1 protein-coding gene and 1 pseudogene are annotated in these 1,097 nt (G+C 70.9%); both read left to right on the top strand.

The features are described from left to right. Nucleotides 1-235 precede the first annotated feature (235 nt). On the top strand, nucleotides 236-790 hold the full coding sequence (locus R2S09_RS40130; protein WP_306190960.1) for a SigE family RNA polymerase sigma factor: 555 nt from the start codon (nucleotides 236-238) through the stop codon (nucleotides 788-790). Further along, nucleotides 787-1,097, top strand: a pseudogene (locus R2S09_RS40125) (hypothetical protein); the annotation flags it as partial. The gene R2S09_RS40130 and the pseudogene R2S09_RS40125, both read left to right, overlap by 4 nt.

The raw sequence follows: 1,097 nt of genomic DNA, 5'->3' as shown, positions 1-1,097 counted from the left end.
GACGGTGCACGGCAAGCTCCTCGAACTGGCCGGCCACCCCGGATGGGGTGTCTGGTACGCCACCACTCAGGTGGGTTCCGGCGGCCCCTTGGACTTCGTGTCCCAGGTCACCGTCCACGACACCGAAGGCGGCATCTACGCCCAGCTGAAGACACAGTGACCCCGCGGGCGGGGGCCCGTACGGTCCCCGCCCCCGGCTCTCCTCCCCCACACCCGACTCAGAGGAACGGCGTCCGTGCCGCAGTACGAGACATTCGCAGGCTCCCCGGAGACTCCCGACTTCGCCACCTACGCCGGTGCGGCCTGGTCCCGTCTGCTGCGGACGGCTCTCCTGCTCACCGGGGACTTCCATGAGGCCGAGGACCTCGTGCAGACCACCCTGGCCAAGGTGTACGCGCGCTGGGGACGTATCCCGGCCGACGACATCGACTTCTACGTACGGCGCTCACTCGTCAACAACAACCTCAGCCGAATCCGCAGAAGACGTGTCACCCATCTGCTGATGCCGTTCCTGCCCGAGCGGGTGCACCAGCCGGACAACGACCACGCCGAGTCGGTCGAGCGCCGCGCCGCCATCACAGAGGGGCTTGCCACGCTCTCCGCCCGGCAGCGGACGGTGCTGGTGCTGCGCTACTGGGAGGACCTCGCCGAAACCGACATCGCCGAGCTGCTCCACTGCTCGCTCGGAACGGTCAAGACGCATGCGCGGCGCGGTCTCGCGGCTCTGCGCTCTCATCCTGGCTTCGCCGCCTTCGACCGCTCTCACCCCGTCTCCGGAGCCCGCCGATGAATGACCCCAGGACCGAAGCAGAACCAGGCCCGGAGCACGCCGCAACCGGGTGGCTGCGTGAGGCGCTGGCCGAGGTGGCGCACGACATCACGCCGTCCCGTCTGCCGCTGGCGGCCGTAGAGCGCCGAGGGCGACGGTTCCGGCGCAGGCGACGGGCGACCGTACTCGGCGCGGGGTTCGGACTGCTGCTGGTACCCCTGGCCCTCGTCGCGCCGCGCGCCACGGATTCCGGCACGCAGCGGACCACACCCCCGGCGGCGTCCGCGCCCCCCGCGCCCCTTCCCTCGGTCTCCTCGGCCTCCCCGGT

Origin of the sequence: Streptomyces sp. MK7 (assembly GCF_032658145.1) — a bacterium.
Classification (GTDB): domain Bacteria; phylum Actinomycetota; class Actinomycetes; order Streptomycetales; family Streptomycetaceae; genus Streptomyces; species Streptomyces spiralis.
Note: the sequence above shows the minus strand (reverse complement) of the source record. Positions and strands in the feature narration are given on the sequence as shown.